We start from the raw sequence: 297 nt of genomic DNA, 5'->3' as shown, positions 1-297 counted from the left end.
CCTAAAGCTATTTCGAGGAGAACCAGCTATCTCCGAGCTCGATTGGAATTTCACCGCTACCCACAAGTCATCCCCGCACTTTTCAACGTACGTGGGTTCGGACCTCCACGAAATTTTACTTTCGCTTCATCCTGCTCATGGGTAGGTCGCCCGGTTTCGGGTCTACGTCATGTGACTATGTCGCCCAGTTAAGACTCGCTTTCGCTACGGCTCCACACCTTAAGTGCTTAACCTTGCCACATAACGTAACTCGTTGGCCCGTTCTACAAAAAGTACGCGGTCACGCCAGTAATGCGC

At 51.5% G+C, this 297-nt stretch carries 1 rRNA gene; it reads right to left on the bottom strand.

The window, feature by feature from the left end:
- Positions 1-297 (bottom strand): 23S ribosomal RNA (locus NE547_RS18165); the annotation flags it as partial.

It is taken from the genome of Flavonifractor sp. DFI.6.63, from assembly GCF_024462255.1.
GTDB classification, from domain to species: Bacteria; Bacillota; Clostridia; order Oscillospirales; family Oscillospiraceae; genus Lawsonibacter_A; species Lawsonibacter_A hominis.
The sequence above is the reverse complement of the archived record's forward strand: the minus strand, read 5'-3'. Positions and strand labels throughout refer to the sequence as shown.